At 44.7% G+C, this 19,826-nt stretch carries 18 protein-coding genes; 9 read left to right on the forward strand and 9 right to left on the reverse strand.

Features of this window, described 5'->3' with window-relative positions; genetic code table 11:
* Positions 1–197 precede the first annotated feature (197 nt).
* Positions 198–1,529 carry a tRNA (N(6)-L-threonylcarbamoyladenosine(37)-C(2))-methylthiotransferase MtaB gene (gene mtaB / locus MUK70_RS08740; protein ID WP_234655844.1) on the forward strand — a complete coding sequence of 444 codons (1,332 nt, stop codon included), beginning with the start codon at positions 198–200 and terminating at the stop codon, positions 1,527–1,529.
* Positions 1,530–1,599: 70 nt separating this feature from the next.
* Here the strand turns inward: mtaB and MUK70_RS08745 are convergent, their stop codons facing one another.
* From MUK70_RS08745 to MUK70_RS08755, 3 genes are all read right to left on the reverse strand, one after another.
* Positions 1,600–2,919, reverse strand: a complete 1,320-nt coding sequence (locus tag MUK70_RS08745; protein WP_234606767.1) for an ammonium transporter — start codon at positions 2,917–2,919, stop codon at positions 1,600–1,602.
* A gap of 49 nt (positions 2,920–2,968) precedes the next feature.
* A complete protein-coding gene (locus tag MUK70_RS08750) occupies positions 2,969–4,171 on the reverse strand; it encodes a porin (RefSeq protein ID WP_374759045.1) in 1,203 nt (400 codons plus the stop codon).
* Between the two features lie 347 nt (positions 4,172–4,518).
* Complete coding sequence (locus tag MUK70_RS08755) at positions 4,519–4,866, reverse strand: 4Fe-4S binding protein (protein WP_082216484.1); 348 nt, start codon at positions 4,864–4,866, stop codon at positions 4,519–4,521.
* 128 nt (positions 4,867–4,994) lie between these two features.
* On the opposite strand from MUK70_RS08755, the gene MUK70_RS08760 reads away from it, so the two are divergent.
* A complete protein-coding gene (locus MUK70_RS08760) occupies positions 4,995–6,017 on the forward strand; it encodes an acyl-CoA reductase (protein ID WP_234655843.1) in 1,023 nt (340 codons plus the stop codon).
* A gap of 4 nt (positions 6,018–6,021) precedes the next feature.
* Here MUK70_RS08760 and MUK70_RS08765 read toward each other — a convergent pair whose 3' ends face one another.
* A complete protein-coding gene (locus MUK70_RS08765) occupies positions 6,022–6,825 on the reverse strand; it encodes an alpha/beta hydrolase (RefSeq protein ID WP_234655842.1) in 804 nt (267 codons plus the stop codon).
* Positions 6,826–6,948: 123 nt separating this feature from the next.
* Between MUK70_RS08765 and MUK70_RS08770 the strand changes: the two genes are divergently transcribed.
* The 7 genes from MUK70_RS08770 (at position 6,949) to MUK70_RS08800 (ending at position 14,316) form a co-directional block, all read left to right on the forward strand.
* Positions 6,949–7,656: an esterase family protein gene (locus tag MUK70_RS08770; protein ID WP_234655841.1), complete on the forward strand. Its 708-nt coding sequence runs from the start codon at positions 6,949–6,951 to the stop codon at positions 7,654–7,656.
* Positions 7,657–7,676: 20 nt separating this feature from the next.
* Positions 7,677–8,900, forward strand: coding sequence for an ATP-grasp domain-containing protein (locus MUK70_RS08775; RefSeq protein WP_234655840.1), 1,224 nt, complete (start codon positions 7,677–7,679; stop codon positions 8,898–8,900).
* A gap of 22 nt (positions 8,901–8,922) precedes the next feature.
* The gene (locus tag MUK70_RS08780; RefSeq protein WP_234606762.1) at positions 8,923–10,023 is read left to right on the forward strand and encodes a carboxylate-amine ligase; all 1,101 of its coding nucleotides are present in this window, start codon (positions 8,923–8,925) and stop codon (positions 10,021–10,023) included.
* A gap of 111 nt (positions 10,024–10,134) precedes the next feature.
* Complete coding sequence (locus tag MUK70_RS08785; protein ID WP_234655839.1) at positions 10,135–10,977, forward strand: type 1 glutamine amidotransferase; 843 nt, start codon at positions 10,135–10,137, stop codon at positions 10,975–10,977.
* Positions 10,970–12,163 carry a hypothetical protein gene (locus tag MUK70_RS08790; protein ID WP_234655838.1) on the forward strand — a complete coding sequence of 398 codons (1,194 nt, stop codon included), beginning with the start codon at positions 10,970–10,972 and terminating at the stop codon, positions 12,161–12,163. Before MUK70_RS08785 ends, MUK70_RS08790 begins: the two co-directional genes overlap by 8 nt.
* Positions 12,164–12,220: 57 nt before the next feature.
* On the forward strand, positions 12,221–13,432 hold the full coding sequence (locus MUK70_RS08795) for an aspartate aminotransferase family protein (protein WP_234655837.1): 1,212 nt from the start codon (positions 12,221–12,223) through the stop codon (positions 13,430–13,432).
* 5 nt (positions 13,433–13,437) lie between these two features.
* A complete protein-coding gene (locus MUK70_RS08800; RefSeq protein WP_234655836.1) occupies positions 13,438–14,316 on the forward strand; it encodes an aldose 1-epimerase family protein in 879 nt (292 codons plus the stop codon).
* 8 nt (positions 14,317–14,324) lie between these two features.
* Here MUK70_RS08800 and MUK70_RS08805 read toward each other — a convergent pair whose 3' ends face one another.
* From MUK70_RS08805 to MUK70_RS08820, 5 genes are all read right to left on the reverse strand, one after another.
* Entirely contained in the window at positions 14,325–14,720 is a 396-nt protein-coding gene (locus MUK70_RS08805; protein WP_234655835.1) for a type II toxin-antitoxin system HicB family antitoxin, read from the reverse strand.
* Positions 14,717–14,902, reverse strand: a complete 186-nt coding sequence (locus tag MUK70_RS31120) for a type II toxin-antitoxin system HicA family toxin (protein ID WP_374759721.1) — start codon at positions 14,900–14,902, stop codon at positions 14,717–14,719. The genes MUK70_RS08805 and MUK70_RS31120 overlap by 4 nt, the downstream gene beginning before the upstream one ends.
* 119 nt (positions 14,903–15,021) lie before the next feature.
* Positions 15,022–15,354 (reverse strand): thioredoxin, encoded by a 333-nt coding sequence (trxA, locus tag MUK70_RS08810; protein WP_082216473.1) that lies wholly within the window; start codon positions 15,352–15,354, stop codon positions 15,022–15,024.
* An 87-nt stretch (positions 15,355–15,441) separates the two neighbouring features.
* Positions 15,442–19,080, reverse strand: a complete 3,639-nt coding sequence (dnaE, locus tag MUK70_RS08815) for a DNA polymerase III subunit alpha (protein WP_234655834.1) — start codon at positions 19,078–19,080, stop codon at positions 15,442–15,444.
* 55 nt (positions 19,081–19,135) lie between these two features.
* Positions 19,136–19,807: a DUF2461 domain-containing protein gene (locus tag MUK70_RS08820; RefSeq protein WP_234655833.1), complete on the reverse strand. Its 672-nt coding sequence runs from the start codon at positions 19,805–19,807 to the stop codon at positions 19,136–19,138.
* Positions 19,808–19,826 lie beyond the last annotated feature (19 nt).

The raw sequence follows: 19,826 nt of genomic DNA on the forward strand, positions 1-19,826 counted from the left end.
GGTCAGCAGTCGGCTTTCGGCAGTTAGCGTTCGGCAGTCGGCTTCCGCAGTCAGCTTTCGACGGTCGCATCGATTCACAAGAGCCAGAATCCGACGGCTGACAGCCGAAAGCCTACTGCCGAACGCCAAAAGCCGACAGCTGATTGCCAACAGCTGATTGCCAATAAATTTGTAAATTCGCAGGATAATTAAAACCAATGAAAAAAGTCGCTTTTTATACATTAGGCTGTAAACTGAATTATTCTGAAACGTCGTCCATTGGCCGCATGTTTGAGCAGAAAGGATATCAGAAGGTTGAGTTTAATGAAACGCCTGATATTTTTATTATTAACACCTGCTCTGTTACGGAAAATGCGGATAAAAAATGCCGCAAGATTGTGCGCGAGGCTCAAAAGATCAATGGCGATGGGTATGTAGCCATTATTGGTTGCTATGCGCAATTGAAACCCAAAGAAATCTCTGAAATTCCAGGCGTGGATGCGGTTTTGGGAGCTGCGGAAAAATTCCGTTTGGTGGAGCTGATCGATACATTTGAAAAGACACCATTTGGCCAACCGGCACAGGTGGTCGCTTCCACTATCGACCACGCCGTTGAATATCACACTTCTTATTCACTGAATGACCGCACGCGCACTTTCCTCAAAGTACAGGACGGCTGCGATTATCCCTGCTCCTACTGCACCATTCCATTGGCAAGAGGCAAAAGCCGGTCCGACAGCATAGCCAACATTGTGAAAGCGGCTCGGGACATTGCTGCAAGGGACGTGAAAGAAATCGTTTTGACGGGCGTTAACATTGGTGATTTCGGTTTACAGAACGGCGAGCGCAAAGAGACATTTCTGGATCTGGTAAAGGCATTGGACGAGGTGGAAGGCATTTTACGCTTCCGCATTTCCTCCATTGAACCAAATTTACTGACCGACGAGATCATTGAGTTTGTTGCAACATCGAAACGTTTTGCACATCATTTTCACATTCCGCTGCAATCGGGTTCCAACTCGGTTTTGGCATTAATGAAGCGTCGTTATAAGCGTGAATTGTATGCAGAACGCGTTGCGAAGATCAAATCGCTGATGCCTGAGTGCTGCATTGGCGTGGACGTGATCGTAGGCCACCCGGGCGAAACGCAGCAGCTTTTTGAAGAAAGTTATCAGTTTTTGAATGAGCTCGACGTTTCTTACCTGCACGTTTTCACTTATTCGGAAAGAGAAAATACGGCGGCTTTGCAAATCAGGCCTGTTGTTGCCAAGAATGTTAGGGCAGATCGTTCCAAAATGCTTCATATCCTTTCGGAAAAGAAAAAGCGCTTCTTCTATGAGCAGCAAGTCGACAAGCAGGGACTGGTTTTGTTTGAAGACGAGATTCAGAACGGTCAGATGCTGGGGTTCACCGACAATTACGTTCGTGTGGCGGTAAAATACGATCCGTTACTGATTAACGAAACAAAAGCAGTAAGATACGACCACATTAATGATGCAGGATTCATGGAAGTGACCGAGGTTGAAGAAGAAGTTTTCATTCATTCCTGAAAATAAATGAATTTATAAAAGCAAAGCCCGGAACATTCCGGGCTTTGCTTTTATATAACGTTGAGAAAAATTACGCTTCTATAAGAAACTCATCGTGCTGGCTGATATCCAATCCAGCTTTCTCATCCAATTCAGATACACGAAGTGGCAAGATAAGATCTGTGATTTTAAGCAGCAGCAATGAACCACCGAATGCGAAAACAGACACACCTACCAAAGCAATTACGTGGTTGATGAACAATGTTGTTTCGCCGAAAGCAAGACCTTGATCCGTAACCAGTGAGTTAACACCGCTTGTTGCAAATACACCCGTCATCAACATACCAACCATACCGCCTACACCGTGGCAAGGAAATACGTCCAATGTATCATCCAATGTAGAACGTGTGCGCAGGTGAGCAACGTAGTTACTGATCACAGCAGCGATCGTTCCGATGAAAAGAGATGCAGGAACCGTTACGAAACCGGCAGCAGGCGTGATAGCCACAAGACCTACAACCGCACCAATACAGAAACCAAGTGCTGACACCTTTTTGCCTCTTGCAACATCAAACAAAACCCATGAAAGACCAGCGGCACCAGCAGCAGTGTTCGTCGTAGCGAAAGCAGAAACTGCCAATGGAGAAGCTGAAAGTGCCGAACCTGCGTTGAAACCGAACCAACCGAACCAAAGCAAACCTGTTCCCAAAAGAACGAAAGGAATGTTAGCAGGAGGCAATACGTGATCTTCTGTTAATGACTTACGTCTTTTCAGGTAAAGTGCACCGGCCAAAGCAGCCCAGCCCGCAGACATGTGAACAACCGTTCCACCTGCAAAGTCAAGCACACCCATTTTGAAAAGGATACCATCTGCATGCCACGTCATGTGCGCCAGTGGTGAGTAAATGAATACGCAGAACAAGATGATGAACAACACGTAAGAACGGAAGTTGATACGCTCAGCCATTGAACCCGTTACAAGCGCAGGTGTGATCACCGCGAACTTCATTTGGAACATGGCAAAAAGAGCGAAAGGAATTGTTCCCCAAACCGGCCCGTCCAAAACGCCTTTGAACATGAAGTGCGTCATTGGGTTACCCACAAATCCGCCGATGTCATCACCGAATGCAAGACTGAAACCAATAACAACCCAAAGGACACTGATAACGCCCATTGCGATGAAGCTCTGAAGCATTGTCGAGATAACGTTTTTGTTATTCACCATTCCGCCGTAGAAGTAAGCCAGACCCGGCGTCATAAGCAAAACCAGGGCAGCAGACACCAGTAACCAGGCGGTATCACCGGAATTGATGCCCTCCGTTACGATCTGAGTCGGAACATTGGGGATGAAGGCACCGAGAATACTGATTACGAGCAGGATAATCAGTGGAATGTAGTTACGTTTTTCCATTGTAGTAAATAGTTATTATAGGTAGATTAAGAAGGTATGTGATTGAAAATTAGAATTTGTAAATAAATGCAAGTCCGAAAGTCGTCTGGCTGTTTTTAGTCCACTCGCCATCAGAATCTTCAAATTGCTGCGCTTCGCCTGCACCGCTTACTTTTGGATAGGCATCCAGACGGAATTCAGGTTTAACCAGGATGTGTCCGTCGGCAAGGCTGATGTTACCTGTTAAAGTGATTGAATTAACACTTGTTCCCTGACCGGCTGGTGTTAGTAAACCGCGAACGCCGCTGTCATTGTTAAAGTATTCGTAACGCGCACCGATTGCGAAGTTGTCTGTTAATGCCGTGTTGGCATAAACAGCTACACCGCCCCATGTTTCGGTGTCAGTAGGCCCGCCGTAACCTTGATAATCTCCTTTTTGGCTTCCGTATGCAGCATTCAATCCAAGCAGGAATTTCTCAGTGATCTGGAAACTTGTAGTAAGGTCAAAAACCTGATAGAAAGCAGACGGCTCTTTGAAAGTAACTGTATCCGGATTTGCTTCGTTGCTTCCAATATAGTTCACATATACATTCCAGTTTGCGACTGGCTGGAAGTAAAGCTGGCTGATAATCCCCTTTTTGCGGTTGTTATCTCCTAATCCGTCAACATTGTTCACAACGCCTACCATTAAGGAAGCTTTGTCTGAAAAAGCATAAGTTGCTTTCAAACCAGCATGGTAGAATGGGCCATTGTTAAATAAGTTTGATAGGGAGTAGTTGAAGTTGGCCGGTGCGTCGATCACTTCATATCCGATGTTTGTTCCGAATTGTCCGGCGGTCATCGAAAACTTGTCCGTGAATTTGTAAGTAAAATAAGCTTGCTTGATAGCGAGTGCGGTGCTAAACAATGCATTACCATAGTTACCCATGTTGGCGTTAGGCCCGAATGTCAAATCAACCACAGCTTCTGATTTCGCGTTGGTGTAAGCCACTTTTGTCTGAACCAATCCAAGGGAAAACTGACCTGAGCGCTGATCGAATACACGTGCGTTGCTTCCACCCATATTAGAACGCGACGCAGGTTTATTGAAATTAGCCATGTAATAAGAGTCCAGATAGCCGGAAAACGCAAATGCACCTTTGGCATCATCTTCGTCCTTCACCTCGGTAACCACTGTTGTATCTGCTTTAACGGCCTTTTTGTCCTCCTCCGACTTTGCAAAACCCAAAAAAGGAACCATTAAAGATAATACTGTACAATAGACTTTTTTCATAATTATATTCTGTTTAAGTTAATATTACTTTCCGGCTGTATTACTGGATCAAATATTGTACATAAATTGTATTTATCAAATATCTAAGCTGAATTTTATATTAAAAAACACAATTTTCATTTTTTTATACTCTATTTTATTGTTTTATGAACATAAATATGGCGTTTTGACATTTTTTGTTTAAAATTTTTAATTTTGTGTAAATCAGTTTATACAAAATTTCCTAAACAGCTTATCGCCGCAATTATTAAGAAATTTTATTATTATAATGACATTTACGGATTTATAGAGGCACAAAAAAAGCCCCGCTGTTGGCGGGGCTCAAAATCTTATTTGGCTAGCAGGTTTTATTCACCATGCATCCATGCTTTTTTCGCAAGTAATGTATCTTCCTCCTCTTCATTATCAGGATCCGGAACGCAGCAATCAACAGGACAAACCGCAGCACATTGAGGCTCTTCGTGGAAACCTACGCACTCTGTACATTTATCTGATACGATATAATAGAATTCATCGGAAACTGGTGACTGTTTTTCCTTACCACTTACAATGGTCCCATCGCCAAAATCCACCTCGTCCAGACTTGTACCATCACCCCAGGTCCACTCAACACCTCCTTCATAAATTGCTGTGTTAGGGCACTCTGGCTCGCACGCCCCACAATTTATGCATTCATCGGTTATCATTATAGCCATATCGCCGGATTGTTTATATTTGTTGCTATTTCTTCTGTTTAGAGTAACAAATATAACTATTTATAGTTTCCCGGCAATCAGAAAAATAAAAACGAATACCTAATTTAACTTTTCAGCGTTCAGTCAGAATGATATCGAGAGCACAGCGGATAAATGCATTTATAAATCTTGGAAAATTCATCACAAACCCTCAAAGCGAGCCGATAATTGAAGAATGGATCGCCCGCGCTAATAGCAAAAACAACTGGTTTACACCCGAAAATGTCGCCCGATCGCTTAACGCGCTTGCTCATCAATTTTTAAATGCAGACAAGCTCAATGCCTGGGCTGCGCAATATCCCGAACCTGCTTCTTCACAAAAAATAGGCGTTGTAATGGCCGGGAACATTCCGGCTGTCGGATTTCATGACGCATTGTCGGTCCTCGTCAGCGGACATATATTGTTGGCAAAACCCAGCTCTGATGACCAAATGCTCATCCAAGCACTGCTCAATAAGCTTGTGGATATCGAACCAGGGCTTGAAGAACACATTCGTTTCGTTGAGCGCCTGAATGATGCGGACGCTTACATTGCAACCGGTAGCGACAACACTGCACGTTATTTCCATTATTATTTTGCCAAAAAACCCAACATTATCCGAAAAAACCGGACGTCTGTCGCCGTATTGACAGGCAGTGAAAGCAGTGATGAACTGGCGGCGCTTGGCCGGGATGCCTTACAGTATTTTGGTCTGGGATGCCGCAATGTTTCCAAGCTTTTTGTCCCGGCCGGATATGATTTTACCAAGTTTTACGAATCCATTCAAGACCTGGACAAGACGTATCTGCATCACCACAAATACTTTAACAACTACGAATACAACAAGTCCATTTTCCTGGTAAACCGGGTGCCGCATTACGACAACGGTTTCCTGTTGCTTACGGAAAGCAAAGCATTGGTTTCGGCGATCAGTGTGCTGCATTACGAAACATATGAATCACTTTCCGACGTTGAAGCACCATTAAAGGAACAGGCTGAGAAAATCCAGTGCGTAGTTACAAATGCCGAAATAACGACTGCCGGGCTTATCCCCTTTGGCAAAACGCAGGAACCAGGATTGACCGATTATGCCGACGCGGTTGACACCATGGCATTTTTAGCAAAATTCTAATTTTCTATTTTCCTGAAAAAGCCCATTTAAAAAAATCAGGAAGCGCTTCGGACCATGTGTTCAGGTTGTGTTCACCCAACGCAACCTCCTTGTAAAACACATCCCGGTTCCAGGCATATCCCTTCTTCTCCAGTATGGCGATGCATTCCAGCGTATCCTGGATCGAATCAATCACTCCGTCGCCGTCACGGTCGTCGTATTCGTCCAATGATCCGCATTGGAACCAGAATTGGAGGCCGGGCTTTTCGTCAGCATTTTGCAGCTGCGTGTGCATAATGCGATCGGAATCGTCGTAGCCGTCATGCAATGCCCTTTTCCGCCACCATAAGGAGCCTGAAAACACCCCGGCTTTTGAAAAAATCTGCGGATTGTTCCAGACAATATCCAAAGCCATTAGTCCTCCCAAAGAAAATCCTGCGTACACAATGTGCTCCTGCGAAACATGATATTCTGCATTTAGAAATGGCAGCAATTCTTTGGTAACAAACTCCGAGGTCGCCCCCGCCCTGTTTCCACGGCCCGCATAATCGGCCTCAGCCGCAACGCCATACTCGTAAATCCGGTTTTCATTGGCATGGATGCCGGCGATCAGAAACGGGATCGTTGCGCCACTTTCCTGCAAGCGTGCAGCGATCTGCGCCATGCCCAATCCCTCAAAATCCTGCCCATCATTAAACAGCACCAGCGGATAGGAAAGCGAAGGATCATAGTGAATCGGCAGAATTACCGAAATAGCGGCTTCCCTTTCCAGGAAGATAGAAAATACATTTTTTATGATAGGAAGGACAGGCTTATCGGCGAAACTCAAATTTATGTCTTCGTTGAAATGGATGCGATTAAAGCCTGCAAGTTAATAAATGCCTATAATTTGCTTCCTTTAATTTGTTTTGTATATTTCAATATCAATGGTATTAAACAAAAAAAGCTCCGTTTGGAAGAGAAGCATATCAATTATTACTCGCATCATCTGGACAGGAATGTAGACATGCTGGTCTATGGCAATTGGGGCTATCCGCTGCTGCTTTTCCCTACAACCCTGGGAAGATACTACCAGGCAAAAGACATGGGCCTGATCGAATCCGCTCGCTCGCTCGTAGAATCCGGGAAATACAAAATCTATTGCGTTGATTCGATCGACGCCGATTCCTGGTACGCCAAGCATTTAAACCCGCAATACAGGGTGCTTAACCACATTCAGTATGACAAATTCCTGAGCAACGAACTGGTTCCTTATATTAGAAGTGAATGTCACGTTGATAAGATCGGCGTGGCCGGATGCAGCTTTGGCGGCTTTCACGCGGCTAATTTCGCATTCAAACATCCCGATCAGGTGGCGTATATGATCAGTATGAGCGGTGCCTTTGATATTCGCAGCTTTACCGACGGATTTTACGACGATACGGTTTATTTTAATAACCCCGTCGATTTCATGCCCAACGAACAAGGCTGGCGTTATGGCCACATGAAAATCGTGCTGGGGACTTCCGACTGGGACATTTGCCTCGACAGCAATTTAAAGATGTCCAGGATCCTGAACGACCAGGGCATCGAACATTGGCTGGATATTAGAGGCTGGGAAAAACACGACTGGCCACTATGGAACAAAATGTTTCCGGACTACCTGTCGCGCATCATGTAAATACAAAACAGAAACCTGATATGAAAAAAATTGGAATTTTGTTTGGAATGGAAAACACTTTTCCAAACGCATTTATTGAAAGAGTCAATAGCAAAGACAGTGGTTTCATCGCAGAAGCCGTGACGATTGACAAAGTAGTGCAAGCCGACCCAACCGAATACGCGGTGATCATTGACCGAATTTCTCAGGATGTGCCTTTTTATCGTGCATATCTTAAAAATGCCGCAATATCGGGAACGGCGGTGATCAACAACCCTTTTTGGTGGAGTGCTGATGAAAAGTTCTTTAATAATGCATTGGCTGAAAAAATAGGCGTTCCGGTTCCTAAAACCGTTCTGCTTCCCTCAAAAGAGCGTCCCGAAAATACTTCCGAAACCTCTTTCCGTAACCTGGCTTTTCCAATGGCCTGGGAAGAAATATTCCAATACATTGGCTTCCCCGCTTACATGAAACCGCACGATGGTGGTGGCTGGAAAAGCGTTTACAAAGTGGTAAACCCGCATGATATGTGGCATAAGCACGAAGAAACAGGTCAGTTGGTGATGATGTTGCAGGAGGAAATTGAGTTTACAGATTATTTCCGCTGCTATTGCATTGGGCAAAAAGAAGTGCTGATTATGCCTTATGAACCAAGAAACCCGCATCACTTGCGTTATGCGGCCGAAATGAAGGCCACAGGTGAGGAAGGCGAAAAATTGCTGGAAACGATCAGGGATTACACATTGAGGCTCAACATTGCATTAGGCTATGATTTCAACACGGTCGAGTTTGCAGTGAGGGATGGCATTCCTATCGCCATCGATTTTTGCAATCCAGCGCCGGATGCAGACATTTATTCCGTTGGCCGTGATAATTTCGAATGGGTTGTAGAAGCAGCAGCGAATATGGCCATTGAAAGGGCAAAAGCACAAGTGCCCGGACAAACCAATTTAACCTGGGGAACATTTGTAAAAGATGCATTGCGCATTCCAGCTGCACAACCAGCAACTGTCGCTGCGGCTCCTGCCGTTGAAATTGCTGCGCCTGCAGTAACTGCTGCGCCTGTTCCGGCCAATATGCCTGAGCCAGGCCCCGCTTCTGCGAAAGAAGTAAAAGTAAAAACGGTTACGCCGAAAAAGTCTGGGAAATTGGTAGAGGATAAGGGAAACCAGCCCGTTCCCAGTGAGCCGACTCCAAAAATACCAACCAAAAAAGCGGCAGTGACGAAAGCGCCCGCAGCTAACTCCAAATTAAAAAAATCGTAATAAAACAGCATACGCACGCTTTATGGCCACATTCACCCTGGGAATTGAGGAAGAATTTCAGACCATTGATCCTGTAACGAGGAATCTGAGGTCACATATGTCGAAGCTGGTAGAGGACGGAAAGATCACGCTTAAAGAGCGGGTGAAGGCAGAAATGCACCAGGCTGTTGTGGAAGTGGGAACAAACATTTGTCACAACATTCAGGAAGCACGGGAGGAAGTTACCTACTTGCGTAAAATGATTCTGGATCTGGCTGAAAAGCAAAATTTGCAGGTTGCGGCAGCCGGAACGCATCCATTCGCAGACTGGGTTGAACAGCTCATCACCCCGGACCCGCGCTATGATGAAATCATCGATGAAATGCGCGACGTCGCACGTGGCAACCTGATTTTCGGTTTGCACGTGCACGTGGGAATCGAAAACCGGGATGAGGCGATTCAGATCATGAACGCGGTCCGGTATTTTTTGCCGCACATTTATGCATTGTCGACCAACTCGCCTTTCTGGTGCGGCCGAAATACGGGTTTCAAATCATACCGATCCAAGGTTTTTGATAAATTCCCGAGAACCGGTATTCCTGATTCCTTTTCCAGCGCGGCTGAGTATGACGAATACGTCAATCTGCTTATCAAAACCAAGTGCATTGATAATGGCAAGAAGATCTGGTGGGACATTCGTGTGCATCCATTTTTTGACACCATTGAGTTCCGCATGTGTGACGTGCCTATGCGAACAGATGAAACCATCTGTTTGGCCGCCATTATGCAGGCGCTCGTCGCCAAAATACACAAATTGCATCGCATGAACCTGACATTCAGGCCATATCACCGTATGCTGATAAACGAAAACAAGTGGCGCGCCGCCCGTTACGGGATCCAAGGCAAGCTGATTGATTTCGGAAAACAGGAGGAGGTCGAGTACAATGTGCTGGTTGTAGAGCTGCTGGAATTTATTGATGATGTAGTTGACGAACTGGGGAGCCGGAAAGAGATCGATTACATTCATCAAATAATGGCCATGGGCACGGGCGCGGACCGTCAATTGGCTGTGTTTGAAAGCACTGGAAGTATGAATGCCGTGGTAGATTATATCGTTTCGGAGACGAAAATCGGTTTAGATTAAAGACGATTTTTTAGCCCGGTGCGAACTTAAAGCGCCTCAGGTTGTTAAGAATATTTACAAGATTCTAACAAAATATAACGTCTGTCCGCGTGAAACGGGCAGCCCTCAAAGATGATTGATGACAAAAAACATTTCCGGATTGCTATTCTGGACATGTACGACGGGTTTGAGAATGAAGGAATGCGGTGTATCAAAAAAATCATTACCGCATTTGGTGAAAATGAGTCGGTGCCCGTTGAATACACCATTTTCGATGTCAGACAAAAGCTGGAAGTTCCGGGATTGAATTTCGACGCCTATATTTCTACGGGCGGCCCGGGAAATCCCTCGCCGATGGGTGAGGGCTGGGAAAAGAAGTTTTTTAATTTTTTGGACCAAATATTCCAGTTCAATGCGAACCGGCATAATAAGACAAAAAAGCATCTTTTCCTGATCTGTCATTCATTTCAAATGGCTTGCATACACTGGCAACTTGCGGGTGTCAGCAAACGTAGAAAAACTTCATTCGGAACGTTTCCGGTGCATAAAACGGCTTCGGGCAGGAAAGACGCGCTGTTGAATGCATTAAGCGATCCTTTCTGGATTGTGGATTCGCGCGATTTTCAGGTTACGCAGCCCAATCAATTTATGCTCGAAAATATGGGCGCAAAATTGCTTTGTCTTGAAAAAATCAGGCCGCACGTTCCGCTGGAACGCGCTGTGATGGCAATCCGCTTTTCCAAGGAGATTGTCGGAACGCAGTTTCACCCAGAGGCGGACGCGGAAGGAATGCTTCGCTACTTTTTACGCGAAGATAAAAAGACCAGCATCGTCGCAGCGCACGGCCAGGCCAAATACGATGATATGATCTCGCATTTGAACGATCCGGACAAAATTATGATGACCGAAGCGGTTGTTATTCCGGCTTTTCTTAAAAATGCTTTGAATAAATCTTTTCTGCCTGCCTATGCATAAGCAAGCCCGCGAAGCATTTAACCGATCTTTTACGGACAGTAAATACGAGGCGTTTGTAAATTCTTTCGAAACGGATTTTCCAGGCCAGTTGGATTTTCGAGTGGCCGAAACACCGATTTTTGTTCCAAAAGAACTACTCGAAAAAATCAACATTGCGTCAGAGCAGATCATTGAAACATTGCGCTCTCCGGAATTTGTGAGTAACACAGCGCGGGCTGTCCCGGCAGATCAAAACGTGCCGAATGAAAACAAACACACCTCTTTTTTGGCCATTGACTTTGCGATTTGCAAAAATGAAAGAGGCGAATTAACTCCACAACTGATTGAGCTGCAAGGATTTCCTTCTGTTTTCGGCTACCAGGCTTATTTGTCCGAATCTTTCAAAAAGCACTTTGAAATCCCTGAAAGTTTCCGTTACAGCTTTGGCGCGGATTCTTATGAAGAATATGTCGGGAAGCTGAAAGAATTGATCCTCGCAGGCGAAGATCCTGAGCACGTAATTTTATTGGAAATCTTCCCTGAAAAGCAGAAAACACGAGTTGACTTTGCGGTTACGGAAGCAATGCTTGGCATTAAAGCCGTTTGTTATACCAAATTAATCAAAGAAGGAAGGGATCTCTATTACGAAAAAGACGGTCGTAAAATTCAAGTGAAGCGAATCTATAATCGCCTTATATTCGATGATTTACTGAATTATCCCGACCTGGAAACAAGCTATCATTTCACCGACGATGTGAATGTGAGTTGGGCTGGGCATCCTAACTGGTTTTTCAGGATCAGTAAATTTTCCATCCCTTTCCTCAAAAGTGAATATGTGCCGGAAACAAAGTTCGTAAGTGATTATGAGGGTAAATTTCCAGCAGACTTGGAGAATTATGTTTTGAAACCGCTTTTCTCGTTCGCTGGTTCCGGCGTTCAGCTGCACATTGCCGAAGTAGATTTAATGGGTTTGTCAGATTCTGAAAATTATATTTTGCAGCGCAAAGTGGTGTACGAGCCGGTCATTCAGGCGCCCGACGGTTTGGTTAAGTGTGAAGTCCGCATGATGTATGGCTGGAAAGACGACGCCGACAAGCCGGAACTGTTTGTTTCATTGAGCCGGCTCAGTCGCGGAGAAATGATCGGCGTTCGCTTCAACAAGGATTTCACCTGGGTTGGCGGCAGCGCCGCTTTTTTCGAAAAGTAAGTTATGTTTTATAAATTTTATAAATAGAATACTTTTAAAAAGTAGTTAACATTTAGAATGCATATATCGCACCGCCAACATTTTTTTGATCATTTAGCCCAAACATCTGACTATCCACTTGCCTTAGAAATTGAGAAAGCCGAGGGCGTATATATGTACAGCGCGGATGGAAAGCGGTATATGGACCTGATTTCCGGGATTGCGGTCAGCAATGTAGGTCACCGCCATCCGAAGGTACTGGCTGCTATCCACGAACAACTGGAAAAGCATATGCATTTGCTTGTGTACGGTGAATTCGTGCAAAATACGCAAGTGCAGCTTGCGAAAGCACTGACGGACACATTACGGGTGGAAACTGCAAACCCATCCCCGTACGGTTTAATCGACAATGTTTATTTTACCAATTCGGGAGCGGAAGCGGTCGAAGGCGCGATGAAACTGGCGAAGCGCTTTACTGGCCGCGATGGGTTTGTTTCATGTTATAATGCTTACCACGGCGCAACCCAGGGTGCTTTGAGCCTAGCAGGAGCGGAATTTTTCAAACGAAACTTTCGTCCGTTGCTTCCGGGTATAACGAATATTCAGCATGGATTTTCTCCGGATATTGAAAAAATAACAGAAAAAACAGCCGCTGTCGTCATTGAAATCATTGGTGGGGAATCCGGTGTGCGCGAGCCTGATGACGCCTATTTTCCAGCTTTGAGGAAGAAGTGTAATGAAACAGGCGCGTTGCTGATTTTCGATGAAATTCAAACCGGATATGGTCGTACGGGTTCATTTTGGGCGTTTGAACAATTTGGAACGTATCCGGATATTCTGCTCAGCGCCAAAGGAATGGGTGGCGGAATGCCGATCGGTGCATTTATGGCCTCCCAGAGAATCATGAGCGTTTTTAAAAACAATCCCATTCTTGGGCACATTACCACATTTGGCGGGCATCCTGTAAGTTGTGCGTCTTCCCTAGCGGCATTGCAGGTTACGTTAGATGAAAATCTAGCGGCCTCGGCCAATGCAAAAGGCTATCTTTTCAAATCATTATTAGTCCATCCGGCGATCAAAGAAGTAAGGGGAAGGGGCTTAATGCTCGCTGCGGAGATGGAATCTTTTGCGAAATTGAAAGACACCATCGACCGCTGCATTGAACGCGGCGTTGTTACTGACTGGTTTTTGTTCTGCGACAATGCTATGCGCATTGCCCCGCCACTTACCATCACCGAAGATCAGATCCGGGAAGCTTGTGCCGTTATTTTGTCAGTTTTGAACGAATAAGACTTATGAATTACTCCATTGAAAATCAACATTTGAAAATAGCGGTCCAGGAAACGGGCGCAGAACTTATTCAAATCCAGTCGACCGTAACCGGAAAAGACTTTTTATGGGATGCCGATCCGAATGTATGGGCCAGCCACGCTCCTGTTCTTTTTCCAGTCATCGGGGCGATCAAGAATGGATTTGTCACTTATCAAGGCAAGCAATACGCGGTGCCGCGTCACGGGTTTATCAGGAATAATGCGGATGTGAAATTGATCAATCAAACGGCCGATAGTCTGACTTTTGGGCTAAAATTCAGCGAAACGACGTTAGAAATTTACCCGTTTGAGTTTGAATTCCTGGTCACTTACAGCCTGAAAGAAAACAGGGTCATTGTGAATCATGAAGTGATCAATCACGGTACTGAGGAAATGTTGTTTTCGCTCGGCGGACACCCTGCGTTCAAATGCCCGTTGCATGTCGACGAGGTTTATGAAGATTATTATCTTGAATTCTACGCCGTCGAAAACGATTCTACCTGGTTGTTAGAAAAAAACGGCTTAGTAGGAAATACTACCAAGCCGATTTTGGAAAATACCAATATATTGCATCTGAACGAACACTTGTTCGACAACGACGCGCTGATCTTCAAACATCTGGTTTCAAAACAAGTCAGTCTCCGCAGCATAAAGTCGTCTCAAGTCATCACCGTTCATTACGACGACTTCAAATATCTGGGAATCTGGGCCAAACCTGGCGGCCACTTCGTTTGCATCGAACCCTGGCTTGGCATCGCCGACAGCGCTGATTCAGATCAAAACTTTGAAACGAAAGAAGGAATCCTCAAACTCGCCGCTGGCGGAAAGTTTGAGGCGAAGTTTGAGATTGAGATTAGTGAATAAAAGTTTTATTACAATTTCAGTGCTAGAAGCTCACTGCCCAACTGGTGCAGTGCAGCTTCAATTTTTTTTGCCTGGGCTGGTCTCGGTTTTTTTAAACCCGAGGCATAGTGATTTAAAAGCTTTTCGTTGATACCCGTCAGACGTGCGATGCCAGACTGGCTGAAAATACCTTTATAGTATTTTAGAAAACTCCCAACGTCAAACTTCCAAATAATTTCATATTCGCCTTTCAATGCCGCAGGAATGTTTCTGTCGTCAAAGGATTTGATGATCTCAATACATTCTAGAACCGACTTTTTCACATCTTCGATCGTCTCCCCGCCTCCGTTGATTTTATTGACATTCTCTGAATATGCGCCATAGAAGTCTTTGCTACGCTCGATTACAACTCTGATCTTTTTCATCTTAGTTCTAAGTTCATTCCTTTAATTGCTCTTAATCTCGTTCCTTCTGGCATCTCTTTCGCGCCATGGTTAGCAATCGAATAACGCTGATCACCTTTTTCATAAATATAGTGACTGCCACGTGTTCTTATGTGCGCCCAGCCATTACGCCGTACAATACGGTGAAACTCTGAATATTTCATTGATAGTGTGAGCAAAGTGTTAGGTGCAAAGGTATATAATAATATACCATTTTCAAATTAACACCCACAAAAAAAGCTCCTTTTTGGGAGCTTTTAGTCTTTCTACAAATCGCTTACTACTATACCGTAGCTTCGATCTGTGCGTTTAATTTATCTTCCAAAGTTGTTTTTGGCACAACGCCTACAACTTTATCTACTAGTTGTCCGCCTTTAAAGATCATCAATGTCGGGATACTGCGAATACCGAATTTAGCTGGCACCGAAGAGTTCATATCCACATCCATTTTACCAATAACAGCCTTACCTTCATACTCACCAGCAAGCTGTTCCACAACTGGTCCGATCATCTTACAAGGACCACACCACTCAGCCCAAAAATCTACAAGTACTGGCTTATCTCCCTGAATGAGATCTTCAAAGGTGCTATCGGTAATTTCAAGTGCTTTTCCCATGTCGAAAAAATGTCTAATGTTATTTTATAAATCTGATGTAATAAGGATTATAAGTAACTAAAAGTTCCTGATTCTATTTGCACCAGGTCAGTTTAAAAAGAATTTCACACCATGAAATCCATTCAGCACTTTGAACAACTCATTGGACGGCGCAACCCTATATCCGCGCGACACCATTTCCACTTCCAGATGTGTTTCCGGATCTATAACCGTCATATTCACCGCGCATGAACCGGGGTGATTACCAAACGTTTCGTTCAGCAAATGGATAAACTGCGCGTCGATTTGATCCAACGTCAGATTAATACGGATCTTCCTGCACATCTTCTCCCTGATCTCTGTCAAAAGCTGGATTTGGGAGATTTTAAATTCAAACTGATCTTCCTGTTTCCAGCGGTTCTGCACTTTGCCTTTGATGTATAAAAACTGACCAACCTGTAAGTAATTTTTGAACCGGATATAATCCTCGCCACCCAGCAACATTTCCATCGAGCCGCGGTAATCTTCGATTTTGAAGATCATGAATAAGCTGCCATTGCGCGACATACGTTCCTGCGCGCTGGTAACAATGCCACCCACATTAATGTCCTTGCCAAAATATTTCGGTGACCGCTCCCCTTCTCCAATCTCCATCACCTTATCCAATGTGCAATTGCAGAAATTATCGAGCTCCACTCGGAATGTATCCAGCGGATGCCCTGAAATATAAAAACCGACAACTTCCTGCTCATAGCGCAGCTTAGCGAGATCATCCCAAGCTACTATATCGGCAGCTTTCGGTTTGGCAATTTCAGCGCCACCGCCGGAATGACTAAATAAATCGACCACACCTCCGCCCTGCGCTTTGTTAGCATAGCGGATCAGCTTTTCAATAAAAGTAAGGTTATCATTAGCGTCCGTTGCAAAATATTGCGCCCGGTGATATTCAGGGAAACAGTCAAATCCACCCGCATAGGCCAGACTTTCAATGGTTTTCTTATTAACCGTGCGCAGGTTAACGCGTGTCATAAAATCGAAAATGTCCTTAAATGGTCCGTTCTGGTTTCTCTCTTCAATAATGGATTCGACAGCCGCATCGCCGCTTCCTTTCACACCGGCCAATCCAAAGCGGATTTCATGCTTTTTATTTGCATTAAACTGCCTGTCCGACTCATTGATGTCTGGCCCTAATACTTTCAATCCCTGTGCTTTACATTCCTCCATGAAAAATGTAATCTTTTCAATGTTACCAAGCGAGCTCGTTAAGACAGCGGACATGTATTCGGCCGTGTAATGTGCTTTCAGATAGGCAGTCTGGTAAGCTACGAACGCGTAACAGGTTGAATGTGATTTATTAAATGCATAGGATGCGAATGCCTCCCAGTCCGTCCAGATTTTTTCCAGTTTTTTGGCATCCAGTCCTTTTTCAGTTCCGCCTTTCATGAAGTCGCCCTTCATTTTATTCAGCGTTTCTATCTGCTTCTTACCCATTGCTTTACGCAATGTATCAGCTTGACCTTTTGTAAATCCGCCGAGTTTTTGGGACAAAAGCATTACCTGCTCCTGATAGACTGTAATGCCATATGTGTCAGCCAAATATTCTTCCAATTCGGGCAGATCGTAAGTAATTTCCTCCTGGCCGTTTTTCCTCCTGATAAAGTTGGGGATGTAGGCGATCGGACCGGGACGGTAAAGCGCATTCATGGCGATAAGGTGCTCAAAGCGGTCCGGGATCAGGTCGCGCATGTGCTTTTTCATCCCATCGGATTCAAACTGGAAAATCGCGTTGGTTTCGCCTCTTTGAAACAACTCAAAAACTTTCGGATCGTCCAGCGGAATGTCGTCGATCACAATGTCGACGTTATGATTTTGCTTGATCAGCCGCAATGCTTCCTTAATGATGGTCAGGTTTCGCAGACCCAGAAAGTCCATTTTGATAACCCCTGCATCCTCGATGATTTTTCCCTGATATTGGGTTATTAAAAAATCAGAATCCTTGGACGTGCTGACCGGAATAATTTCGGTCAGGTCACTTGGCGCGATAATAATCCCTGCTGCATGGATTCCGGTGTTTCTAACCGTTCCTTCAAGTCTTCTTGCCTCCTGTAAAACGCTAGCCTGCAAGTCGTTACCCAATGCAATGGCGCGCATTTTCTTGACATTATCCAACTCCTCCGGTGCAATTCCTTCCTTTTTGGTCAAACTCCCCTCTCCTTCCAGCGGCGCCGTGAAGATCCGGTTCAGTGTCATATTATAGGTAGGCTTGTCCGGAACAAGTTTCGCCAGCATATTGGCATCTGCAAGCGGAAGGTCCATCACCCGTGCAACGTCCTTAATCGCCGATTTTGCGGCCATTGTACCATAAGTCACAATCTGCGCAACCTGGTTATAGCCATATTTTTTAACTACATAATCAATCACTTTCTGACGGCCTTCATCATCGAAGTCCGTATCAATATCGGGAAGTGAAATACGGTCCGGGTTCAGGAAACGCTCGAAAAGTAAATCATACTTAATCGGGTCAATGTTGGTAATCCCTGTGCAATACGCCACCACGGAACCTGCCGCCGAACCACGTCCCGGGCCAATGAAAACGCCCATCTTGCGGCCTGCATCAATAAAGTCGGCCACAATCAGGAAATAACCGGGAAAACCCATGTTCCGGATTGTGTGCAATTCGAAGTTCAGACGGTCTTCAATTTCCGGCGTTATCGTGCCATATTTGAACTTCGCGCCCTCGAATGTAATGTGTTTGAGATATTCCCACTGGTTCAACACATCTGCCGTAAGCTCCTTTTTTCCAACCATTTCCGACAACGTGTGTGTCTTAAATTCATCAGGAATCGGGAAATTGGGAAGCAGAATGTCTTTCCGCAGGTCCAGCGCTTTTATTTTATCTACAATCTCATTTGTATTGTCCAGCGACTCAGGCAAGTCGTTGAACAGCTTCATCATTTCGCTCGTATTTTTGAAATAAAACTGATCATTAAAGAACGCGAAACGCGAGCCTTTCGGAATGCCCTTATCGTCGTCAAAATCCTTCGCAGAAGGCGTGCTCTGCTTATCTCCGGTGTTGATACAAAGTAAAATATCATGCGCATTCCAATCCTCCTGATCCACATAATGCGAATCGTTTGATGCGATGATCTTAACGTTATATTTTCTCGCGAATTTTACAAGTACTTGATTAACAATTAATTGATCCCGAATCTCGTGGCGTTGCAGCTCCACGTAAAAGTCATCACCAAACAGGTCCAGCCACCATTTAAATTCCTTCTCCGCTTCCTCTTCGCCTTTTCTTAAAATGGTTTTTGGAATAATGGCCCCGATGCAACATGTGGTGGCAATTAGGCCCTTATGATATTTGACAATCAGCTCTTTATCAATCCGCGGATACTTGCCATACATTCCCTCGATAAACCCGAGCGAACACATCTTGATAAGGTTTTTATATCCTAACTCATCTTTGGCAAGAAGCAACTGGTGGTGCCGAACGTCCTTTTTATCCTTCGTAAACTGCCGGATGTGCCGGTCTTCCACAACATAAAATTCGCATCCCACAATTGGCTTAATGCCCTGCTTATTGCCTTCCGCCACGAATTCGAACACGCCGAACATGTTCCCGTGATCCGTAATGGCAACCGCAGGCATATTATCTTCTTTTGCCTTTTTGAAAAGCTTTTTTATATCCGCCGCACCGTCCAGAAGGGAAAATTGCGTGTGGCAGTGCAAGTGTGAAAACTGCATATTATAGGTTGTAGTTTGGAATTATGGACTAAGTCAGAAAGGCAGGCACTCGAATTCAGGACTCCGCAGGCTGTTCATATATTACATAATTCATATAGTCCGTAAAAGGTTTAAGCAAAGAGATTCCTTTCACAACCATTTTTCCAAAGTCTTTGGAAGTCACTTCTTTATCCGTGTAAGTGTGGGAGAAAAAAAGTTGTTTTTGTTTTAATAGCTGAATCTCAGGGTGATCTTTGGCGTAACCTTTTGGCGTGGTTTTCAGCGCCTCGCCCTCAATCTTCGGATAATAGTCATGAAAGTCCTTGTCATGAATAATCTGCTTCAACTCATCCGCATTGTAATCGATCTCCTGACGAAATCTGGCTAGTTGTTCGGGCGTTGTTTCCCACATCCCACCGCCCAGAAACGTCCTGTTACCAGGCTGAATTTGAAGATAATAGTCAATTTTCCCAGAACCTTTACCGCCAGGCCCAATGCCAGCGCTCAGGTTATTCTTATATGGTGCCTTATTTTTCGAAAACCGGATATCGCGGTTAATCCTGAAAATGCATTCTTTCACTTGCAGATTACCCAGATCCTGGAATTTGCCGACTTCCTCGATCAGGTAAGCCACCAGTTTCTCCAAATCCGCCTTTGCTGCGTCGTAATCCTTTCTATTTTGCTGGAACCATTCCCTGTTATTATTTTCGGCTAGTTGACTTAAAAAGTGAAGCGTTGTGGATTCCATCGTATCTTGGTGAAGCTAT

Source organism: Dyadobacter chenwenxiniae, assembly GCF_022869785.1.
GTDB classification, from domain to species: domain Bacteria; phylum Bacteroidota; class Bacteroidia; order Cytophagales; family Spirosomataceae; genus Dyadobacter; species Dyadobacter chenwenxiniae.

Excerpts from the sequence above, each read along its gene's own strand:
- MUK70_RS08790 (WP_234655838.1), top strand. The coding sequence starts at position 10,970 with ATGCATAAGCAAGCCCGCGAAGCATTTAACCGATCTTTTACGGACAGT.
- MUK70_RS31120 (WP_374759721.1), bottom strand. The coding sequence starts at position 14,902 with ATGAAATATTCAGAGTTTCACCGTATTGTACGGCGTAATGGCTGGGCG.
- dnaE (WP_234655834.1), bottom strand. The coding sequence starts at position 19,080 with ATGCAGTTTTCACACTTGCACTGCCACACGCAATTTTCCCTTCTGGAC.
- trxA (WP_082216473.1), bottom strand. The coding sequence starts at position 15,354 with ATGGGAAAAGCACTTGAAATTACCGATAGCACCTTTGAAGATCTCATT.
- MUK70_RS08755 (WP_082216484.1), bottom strand. The coding sequence starts at position 4,866 with ATGGCTATAATGATAACCGATGAATGCATAAATTGTGGGGCGTGCGAG.
- MUK70_RS08785 (WP_234655839.1), top strand. The coding sequence starts at position 10,135 with ATGATTGATGACAAAAAACATTTCCGGATTGCTATTCTGGACATGTAC.
- MUK70_RS08805 (WP_234655835.1), bottom strand. The coding sequence starts at position 14,720 with ATGAAAAAGATCAGAGTTGTAATCGAGCGTAGCAAAGACTTCTATGGC.
- MUK70_RS08800 (WP_234655836.1), top strand. The coding sequence starts at position 13,438 with ATGAATTACTCCATTGAAAATCAACATTTGAAAATAGCGGTCCAGGAA.
- MUK70_RS08745 (WP_234606767.1), bottom strand. The coding sequence starts at position 2,919 with ATGGAAAAACGTAACTACATTCCACTGATTATCCTGCTCGTAATCAGT.
- MUK70_RS08750 (WP_374759045.1), bottom strand. The coding sequence starts at position 4,171 with ATGAAAAAAGTCTATTGTACAGTATTATCTTTAATGGTTCCTTTTTTG.
- MUK70_RS08780 (WP_234606762.1), top strand. The coding sequence starts at position 8,923 with ATGGCCACATTCACCCTGGGAATTGAGGAAGAATTTCAGACCATTGAT.
- MUK70_RS08795 (WP_234655837.1), top strand. The coding sequence starts at position 12,221 with ATGCATATATCGCACCGCCAACATTTTTTTGATCATTTAGCCCAAACA.
- MUK70_RS08760 (WP_234655843.1), top strand. The coding sequence starts at position 4,995 with ATGATATCGAGAGCACAGCGGATAAATGCATTTATAAATCTTGGAAAA.
- MUK70_RS08820 (WP_234655833.1), bottom strand. The coding sequence starts at position 19,807 with ATGGAATCCACAACGCTTCACTTTTTAAGTCAACTAGCCGAAAATAAT.
- mtaB (WP_234655844.1), top strand. The coding sequence starts at position 198 with ATGAAAAAAGTCGCTTTTTATACATTAGGCTGTAAACTGAATTATTCT.
- MUK70_RS08775 (WP_234655840.1), top strand. The coding sequence starts at position 7,677 with ATGAAAAAAATTGGAATTTTGTTTGGAATGGAAAACACTTTTCCAAAC.